Genomic DNA, 7,859 nt, shown 5'->3' on the forward strand with positions numbered 1-7,859 from the left:
GGCGGTTAGAAAGACTTGTTGCTTCTCAAAAAAGCTTGATAATCACTTTAAAGTATTCGATCTGGTGTTCTTTTATATCAATTATGGCTACGTCTGATGCCAGCATACTTTTTAGAACACCACCAAATTTTCTATACTATTTTTAAAGATTAATCCAAAAATCAACTATTACTAAATCCTATACCAAGAATATATATAATCTACTTTGGAATATAGTATGGTTATTACATATATTTTTTGTGTCTAAGCGGGCCTATGTCTAGTAATAGGTTGCTTTAATGACCAAACTAACCTATGATGTAACTAACTTAATACAATTAATATAAAAACTTATAAAATCAATAATATATCAGACCAATTCATTACGCTTAGTTATGTTGTCTCTATATTTTTTCTGAAGTTAGTATGATTGTTTTAGCGATATTTACCTGATAATAGGGAGAAGCTGATTGTCAACAATCAACGATTCAACAAATCCAGTAACGACAGATCTCTGCCAGCTTGTGTATATAAGCCGGATTACCTCTACTGGTCTTTCAAGTCCTAGCACGCTTAATGATATCTCAGAGACTGCGGTTGAACGCAATCAAATAGATAATGTCACGGGTATTCTTTGCTATGGCAATGGCTACTTTTTACAGTGTGTCGAAGGCTCAGAGCAGGCACTAACTAATCTAAAAAATCGTTTGTTGGTGGATGATCGACATAAAGAATTAAAGATTTTAGATTTCTCTGAAATTACTAAACGCCGTTTTGCCAGTTGGTCATTACGTTCGATTACCCTTGAGCGTTGGATGACTAAAGAGCCTGAGCTTAAAAAGTTAATGCCATTTAAGCCGTATGAGTGGGATTCTAATGAGTGGCAGAAGTTCTTGGACGTGTTGCAGGGCTACTATGAAGAGCAAACGAGAACAGGTAACGTCGATACGCCTCCTGTCAAATACAGTACGCTAGGGGTGACTTTAAGTAAAGTTGTAGGGCAGCATCAGGCGTTCTTTTTAATCCAGACGATATTGGGATTGATGATAGTGGCTACGTTGCTATGGTTACTGCTGTAATCGATAGATATGAATAAAGTTCCCATTGAGCCAAGTTATATTTATACTTAATAAGACAGCCAAATAGAAAAAGCCAGCATTCAATTGAATGCTGGCTTTTTTATTTAAAAAAATAAGTTAGCTTCTAATAACAGGTATAAAAAAACCCAGTTCATAATAAATTATGAACTGGGTTTTGGTGGTACGCTTGTTAGTCTAATCTAATGCTAAGCAAAAGTGCTAACAAGTGACGCCAAATAGTGGCGTCCCCAGGGGGATTCGAACCCCCGTTACCGCCGTGAAAGGGCGGTGTCCTAGGCCTCTAGACGATGGGGACTAGTAACAACACTTCAACTGCTTTCACCATTTATGCTGAAGTGGTGCGTATTTTAATAGCGTCGGCGCTTCCTGTCAAGCCTTTTTCTACGTCTTTTTAAAATTAAATATCTTTTTTTAATTGCGCGACGAGGATGTAGGTCATTTCGCTTTAAATGATAGCGAATCCATAAAGAAGTACAGGCGCTAATCGTCAATGCAAGCAGCATATAACCGAGAATGGTACCCCATAACTTGAGCTGTGGATCCATAATAAAGTCCCTCCTATTAATCTTGATAATGCTTACTATCAAGACAGTGTGAGCAACTTAAACCATCTATAGGATATAATTACATCGCTTAAGAGTGATATTTTATCATCAGACAGTTATTCATATCCAATAGAATAACTATGTCTGTAATCATGAAAATAGTTCCGTCTATATATTATGATATCAATCATATCCCTATTGATTGCCAAATCAAGATGTTAAAGTCATCAAGTATTACAAATAGCACTATTATGTATGATTGGCAATATAGGATATGTGATTTATTGACTGTCGCTATCAGCTGACTCTTCTTTCGCCTTTTCATCATGCAGCGCATTGGCCAACATAGGGTAGTTATTTAGTATATGACAGAATAGTTCAGCAGTCTTTTGAGTGTCATACAAAGCTGAGTGAGCATTCTTGCCATCAAACTCCAATCCTGCTGCTTTACAAGCGCGTGCTAGGACGGTTTGACCAAAGGCTAATGCTGATAAGGTTACGGTATCGAATACTGAAAAGTTATGAAATGGATTGTGGTTTTTACTATTGGTTCGTAGCACAGCTGCATTCAGAAAAGCCAAGTCAAAATGGGCATTGTGCCCAATTAAGACACATTGACGGCATTCTTCGTCACGGCGTACGTCTTTTAACCCTTTAAAGATGCGGCGCAATGCTGTTTTTTCATCTTCTGCAATGGCTTTACGCATTGGGTTTTTAGGATCAATGCCGGTAAAGGCAAGCGCACTTGGCTCTAAGTTTGCGCCTTCAAAAGGCTCAATATGAGCGTTGAAAGCTTCACCTGGATAAAATACACCTTGCTCATTTAGTAAGACGGGAATGCAGGCAATTTCTAACAGTGCATCCGTCTGGGCATTGAAACCTGCTGTTTCCACATCGACGACGACAGGCAAGAACTTACGAAAGCGGTCTTTTAATGCCATAGGTGCTTGCTCATCTGTCGCTGAAGCTACATCTTCAGGGGAAGCGTTTAGAGTAGTATCAGGACTAGCAGATTTAGGGTTTGATAAGTCTTCGTCAGGCAAGGTCGCTATGTTTTGATTGGTCATATAAAGTTAAATCACTTTTATCAGTCGTACTAATATATTGAATAAGAAATAAGCATCCTATGATACTAACTGCACCTTTAGTACAAAGACATCTACTACAAAGGTATCGTTAATATCATAGGATAAAATAATAGGTCATTCATTGAATGCTAAGCTTTACAGGCTTTAAGCCTTAATTGACCAAGGTAGCGTCTCACCTGCCATCAAGGGCGTCAATGATGCACCATCAAAATAAGGATAGTCAGTCGGTACTTGCATAGGCGTGTTGACAAGTGTGATCGTGCTTTCATTTAGAGGTAAGCCGTAGAACTGAGCGCCAAAACGACTGGCAAAACCCTCTAACTTATCTATTTTTCCAACACTATCAAAGGCGGTCGCATACAAAGGCAGCGCCGTGGCTGCGCTATAGCAACCTGCACAGCCACAAGCGGCTTCTTTTTTGTCTGTCGCATGTGGCGCAGAGTCAGTACCTAAAAAGAACTTTGGATTACCACTAGTGGCCACATCTAATAGCACTTTCTGGTGGCTCTCACGTTTTAAGATAGGTAGGCAATAAAAATGCGGTTTGATGCCACCAACCAATAAATGATTGCGGTTAAACATCAAATGCTGCGGCGTAATAGTGGCAGCAACATTGTTACCTTGTGACAATACAAAATCTGCCGCATCGCTGGTAGTGATGTGCTCTACTACTATTTTCAACGTAGGGAATTTCACGATAATTTGAGCCAATACTTCGTCTAAGAAACGCTTTTCGCGATCAAAGATATCTATATGGTCTTGAGTAACTTCACCATGTATCAGTAGTGGCAAATTGTACTTTTCTAATGCTTCAAAGACATCGACACAGGCATTAATATTGGTGACACCATCTGTGGAGTTGGTAGTCGCTCCAGCAGGGTAGAGTTTGACAGCTTGTACGATACCTGACTGCGCTGCCAACTCGATGTCTTGGGCAGTGGTGTTATCCGTTAAGTATAGAGTCATACGCGGATCGAAAGCTGACTTGCGCTCAAGACTTAAGTTACTTGCTACTAATTGCTCCATGATACGTGCGCGGTAAGCAATAGCATCCTGCGCGTTTTTGACTGGAGGCACCAGGTTAGGCATACAGATGATACGGTTGAAGCTGCTTGCTGCATGCGGTACGGTCGTGCTCAAAGCGAGATCGTCACGCAAATGAATATGCCAGTCATCTGGCTGAAGGATGGTCAATTCTCTAATCGAATCAGTCATAGTGTCAAAGCGCTCTATATCGTCAAATAAAGGAAACAAAAGGGAGTGATACTGTGGGTCTATCATAACAGATTTGCCCACTTGACTAAATATAAGGCTAGATATCTGTACATAATTCATCGAGCTAAGGTTAGTATCCTGTCGTTAAATGATGTTTAAATTTTGGTGGCAAAAATGAGGTTGACTAGAATTTAAGTCAAAAGCGCACGCCTTATGGCAGTTAGACTTTTGCCCATAGTAAATATGATGTACACTGAGCAGGTAATTATCGTTCGACTTGCTTTCGATTTGATCGTCGCCTTTTCTAAAACTATATTTCATAATGGGAGTTCTTCATGGCTCAACTTGATCCAAAAAATATCAATAAAATCGTCTTGGCTTATTCAGGTGGTCTTGATACCTCAATCATCGCTAAATGGCTACAAGAAACTTATGATGCGGAAGTAATCACCTTTACCGCTGATATCGGTCAAGGCGAAGAAGTTGAGCCAGCACGAGCCAAAGCTCAAGCAATGGGTATCAAGCATATCCATATCGAAGATTTGCGCGAAGAGTTCGCTCGTGATTATGTATTCCCTATGTTCCGTGCTAACGCCATTTACGAAGGTGAGTACTTGCTAGGTACGTCTATTGCTCGTCCATTGATTGCCAAGCGTTTGGTTGAGATTGCTAAAGAGCATAACGCCGATGCTATCAGTCATGGTGCGACTGGTAAAGGCAATGACCAAGTTCGTTTTGAGCTAGGTGCAGTCGCCTTATCACCAGACGTAGTAACTATTGCTCCTTGGCGCGAGTGGGATCTATCAAGCCGCGAAAGCTTGATGAAGTATGCTGAAGAGCATGATATCGCAATCGATTATGCGGGCAATAAGAAAAAATCTCCTTACTCAATGGATGCGAATTTACTGCATATCTCTTATGAAGGCGGTGTTCTAGAAGAACCGTATACTGAAGCAGAAGATGACATGTGGCGCTGGTCTGTCAGCCCAGAAGAAGCACCTGATGAAGCACAATATCTAGAACTAGAATACGAAAAAGGCGACATCGTTGCTATCGATGGCGAAGCACTTAAGCCTTATGAAGTCATGATTAAGCTGAACGAAATAGGCGGCAAACATGGTATCGGCCGTTTAGACATCGTTGAAAACCGTTACGTCGGCATGAAGTCACGTGGTTGCTACGAGACGCCAGCGGGTACTATTATGCTAAAAGCGCATCGCGGTATTGAGTCACTAACGCTTGATCGGGAAGCTGCCCATCTAAAAGATGAGCTAATGCCACGCTACGCAAAAATTATCTACAATGGCTATTGGTTCAGCCCTGAGCGTATGATGCTACAAGCATTGATTGACAAATCACAAGAATACGTCAACGGTACGGTACGCGTAAAACTGTATAAAGGTAGCGTAAGCGTCGTCGGCCGTAAATCTGACGATTCATTATTTGATGAAAAAATCGCCACTTTCGAAGATGATGCGGGCGCTTATGATCAAAAAGACGCAGAAGGCTTTATCCGTCTAAATGGCCTACGTTTAGCTATCGAAGCTAGCCGTGGTCGCGATTTATCTAAGTAAGTTTTTGGGCTACTGATAGCCAATGAATAGCTTAGATCGCACAATAAAAAGAGGCTCTATATTAATAGGGCCTATTTTTTTTATGGCTAATAAATGATCGCTAAAAGCATCACTTTTAGAATAGCTGTCTTAATAGTAAAGCTTTTTACTCAGATTTTTCTGTCTCTGCAGCGTCAGGTTCGTCTTCATCTACCATTACAATGGCCACATCTTGCTGTTGACGCTCATCAATAGCATCTTGTTCTAACACTTCTTCAGTTGCCAGGATCGCACCGTCAGATTTTTGCGATTGGTATTTCAAGGTAGCGAGTGCACCAAGGACACCAACGACAAGTATGATGATAAGAATGACAGGATTTTTCCATAGCGGTGTGGAAGCCTCATATTCGATGGGCTTTTCACTAGTGGTGGTCGGTGTATTGTCGTTATTGCCGCCGATTAATCCCAAACTTACCAAAGGCGGTTTGGGCGGATTGGCTGGTTCAGAGTTAACGCGCAGTCGATTTCGACTGAGATAGATATCTGATATTTTGGCTAATTGTAGCAGCCAGCGTTGATGTGGTAAGGCAACGGCATGCATCTCGGTAAATACCAGCATATCGTTGTGACGACCTTGCTGTAGATTATCAGGTGAGCGTCCAATGGCTTTTAAGTAATTGCCTGTTGCCATTTGCATGTCTTGCACAGGTTCATAGTCTTCAGGTTTGAATCCGGTCAGCTCATACCAGTAAGGATCAAAAGAAGGTGGAGTGCTTGATAACTGCTCAGCATTTAATAACGTATGCTCAGCATTACTCTCGGGACTATTCTCTATCGCTTCATCAGCTTCAGTAGTTGATTCGGGCAGGTCACTATTGCTTTCTGTCTCAGCAGATAAGGTATGCGTATGCTCTGGGCTAAATCGGGCTGCTGATAAAAACTGTGGTTGTAGCGCAAACCATTTATTGATCTCATCACTGTCTAGCTGACTGTATTCTGTCAGAATAGCCAATTCACGTAGCACAATCACGCACAAGGAGGTGAGTAGAGTTTGAGCCTGCTGCATCGATGCATCAATCTTCTCAGCGATATGTTCGCTTGCCTTTATGACACGGGCATTATCGCTGAATACGGCATCTGCCGCATCGTGACGATGATAGAGTGTGGCGCTAATGGTTGCAAAGTTCATTGAGTTATACTGTCGTAACTCTTTGACAGCACCACGACCAAACAGCTTTTTGCTGACTGCTTGTCCCTGATGACGCTGCTGATAGGCGAGCAATGCACTTACGATGGCTTGTAGACTGGCATCCATCCCTAAGCGAGCTTGCGGTAGAGAGAGCTGTGCCGCATCGGCCAAAAGTGACAGCATAGGCTGGGTATCATGATATAAAAAATCATACATCGACACACGTGTCGGTGAAATAGTCGTCATAATCTGCTAGCATCAAAAAGTGTGCCCCTATATTACGGTGCCAAATGTCTTGATACAATCCCTTGATAATAGAAATTTTCAATCATTTTACTAATAACCTTGATAGTAATCTGATGAATGACTGATAGTCGGAAGCATTTATGACCAATAATAAGACCCTTGATAAACAACTTGTGATTAATGTTGCTGAGCAAACATTGACGCTGTACCAGCAGCAAACTGAGGTTGTGAGATACGTAGTCTCCACTGCAAAGAATGGTATTGGTAGTCAGCAGGATAGCGGTTGCACACCGCTCGGTAGGCATGTCATTGAACAAAAAATAGGTGGTAGTGAGCCTGTGAATGCGGTATTTGTCGGGCGTGTACCGACAGGTGAGATATACGATACAAATCTTGGTGAGCTACATCCCAAGCGTGACTGGATATTGAGCCGTATTCTTTGGTTAAGCGGTCTTGAAGAAGGGTTAAACAAAGGTAGCAATGGCCAAGGTGGTTGCGATACTTATGAGCGCTATATCTATATTCACGGCACACCAGATACTGAACCAATGAATATTCCGCTATCACATGGCTGTATACGTATGCGTAATGAAGATATCGTAGAATTATTTGAGCAAGTAGAAGAGGGTATGCCTGTTACGATTGTGGCTAATTAGGACAGATTGCACATTTAGCCATGGCGCTGACAGAAACTATTTAAACACGATAAAAAAAGACAGCTGGTTATATAACAAGCTGTCTTTTTTATGGAGCAGTATTACTTTATGAAAGTAGTATCCGTCATAAAAATAATATTACTACTTCTACCAAAACGTTGGAGCCTTTCCCAAACTTTGTGTAACTGCTTATAATCCACTAACAGGAGAATAAGCAATGACTAACCAATCTGACATTAAAAAACTGGCCGAGCAAATGGCTGGTAGCATGAATAGCTTTGATGACAT

The 7,859-nt window shown here is 41.4% G+C and carries 6 protein-coding genes and 1 tRNA gene; 3 read left to right on the forward strand and 4 right to left on the reverse strand.

All coding sequences use genetic code 11. The annotated features are described in order from the left end of the window. Positions 1-449 precede the first annotated feature (449 nt). Positions 450-1,058, forward strand: coding sequence for a BLUF domain-containing protein (locus JMX07_RS13215; protein WP_201608401.1), 609 nt, complete (start codon positions 450-452; stop codon positions 1,056-1,058). 240 nt (positions 1,059-1,298) lie between these two features. Here JMX07_RS13215 and JMX07_RS13220 read toward each other — a convergent pair. The 3 genes from JMX07_RS13220 to pyrC form a co-directional block, all read right to left on the reverse strand. Further along, positions 1,299-1,374, reverse strand: a tRNA-Glu gene (locus JMX07_RS13220). Between the two features lie 531 nt (positions 1,375-1,905). Beyond that, positions 1,906-2,565 carry a ribonuclease T gene (rnt, locus tag JMX07_RS13225; protein WP_201608408.1) on the reverse strand — a complete coding sequence of 220 codons (660 nt, stop codon included), beginning with the start codon at positions 2,563-2,565 and terminating at the stop codon, positions 1,906-1,908. 291 nt (positions 2,566-2,856) lie between these two features. Continuing rightward, complete coding sequence (gene pyrC, locus JMX07_RS13230) at positions 2,857-3,927, reverse strand: dihydroorotase (protein ID WP_201608403.1); 1,071 nt, start codon at positions 3,925-3,927, stop codon at positions 2,857-2,859. Between the two features lie 335 nt (positions 3,928-4,262). Between pyrC and JMX07_RS13235 the strand changes: the two genes are divergently transcribed. After that, positions 4,263-5,501, forward strand: a complete 1,239-nt coding sequence (locus JMX07_RS13235; RefSeq protein WP_057761167.1) for an argininosuccinate synthase — start codon at positions 4,263-4,265, stop codon at positions 5,499-5,501. Between the two features lie 145 nt (positions 5,502-5,646). Here JMX07_RS13235 and JMX07_RS13240 read toward each other — a convergent pair whose 3' ends face one another. Next, positions 5,647-6,915, reverse strand: coding sequence for a hypothetical protein (locus JMX07_RS13240; RefSeq protein WP_201608405.1), 1,269 nt, complete (start codon positions 6,913-6,915; stop codon positions 5,647-5,649). A 140-nt stretch (positions 6,916-7,055) separates the two neighbouring features. On the opposite strand from JMX07_RS13240, the gene JMX07_RS13245 reads away from it, so the two are divergent. Beyond that, the gene (locus JMX07_RS13245) at positions 7,056-7,571 is read left to right on the forward strand and encodes a L,D-transpeptidase (RefSeq protein WP_201608407.1); all 516 of its coding nucleotides are present in this window, start codon (positions 7,056-7,058) and stop codon (positions 7,569-7,571) included. Positions 7,572-7,859 lie beyond the last annotated feature (288 nt).

The organism is Psychrobacter immobilis (assembly GCF_904846235.1).
GTDB classification, from domain to species: domain Bacteria; phylum Pseudomonadota; class Gammaproteobacteria; order Pseudomonadales; family Moraxellaceae; genus Psychrobacter; species Psychrobacter immobilis_C.

Coding starts and splice junctions, on each gene's coding strand:
- JMX07_RS13240 (WP_201608405.1), bottom strand. CDS start 6,915: ATGACGACTATTTCACCGACACGTGTGTCGATGTATGATTTTTTATAT.
- pyrC (WP_201608403.1), bottom strand. CDS start 3,927: ATGACTGATTCGATTAGAGAATTGACCATCCTTCAGCCAGATGACTGG.
- JMX07_RS13235 (WP_057761167.1), top strand. CDS start 4,263: ATGGCTCAACTTGATCCAAAAAATATCAATAAAATCGTCTTGGCTTAT.
- rnt (WP_201608408.1), bottom strand. CDS start 2,565: ATGGCATTAAAAGACCGCTTTCGTAAGTTCTTGCCTGTCGTCGTCGAT.
- JMX07_RS13245 (WP_201608407.1), top strand. CDS start 7,056: ATGACCAATAATAAGACCCTTGATAAACAACTTGTGATTAATGTTGCT.